This is a genomic window from Streptomyces sp. SID5785, from assembly GCF_009870065.1.
Lineage (GTDB): Bacteria > Actinomycetota > Actinomycetes > Streptomycetales > Streptomycetaceae > Streptomyces.
In genome coordinates this window covers 1-278 of the sequence record NZ_WWIA01000163.1, presented here as the reverse complement: position 1 = coordinate 278, position 278 = coordinate 1, and the positions used below count along the sequence as shown (strand labels likewise).

1 protein-coding gene is annotated in these 278 nt (G+C 82.7%); it reads left to right on the top strand.

Annotated elements, in window-relative coordinates:
* Window positions 1-278 (top strand): E3 binding domain-containing protein (locus GTW43_RS04865; RefSeq protein WP_202501051.1); only part of this gene is annotated, 278 nt, incomplete at both ends.

Below are 278 nucleotides of genomic sequence, written 5' to 3'. Positions count from 1 at the left end.
CGCACCGTCCCCGACCGCACCGGCGCCGTCCCCGGCCCACCGCTCCCCCGAGCCGGCCCGTGCGTCGGGCGTGGCCCGTCCCTCGGGCCCCGTCCCCGTCATCTCGCCGCTCGTGCGCAAGCTGGCCCGGGACCACGGCATCGACCTGCGTGAGCTGACCGGCTCCGGCCCCGACGGGCTCATCCTGCGCGCCGACGTCGAGCGGGCCACCGCGGCGGACCGGGGCCCGGCTCCCGCCGCCCCGGCGCCCGCCTCCGCCCCGGCTCCCGCGACGGCCC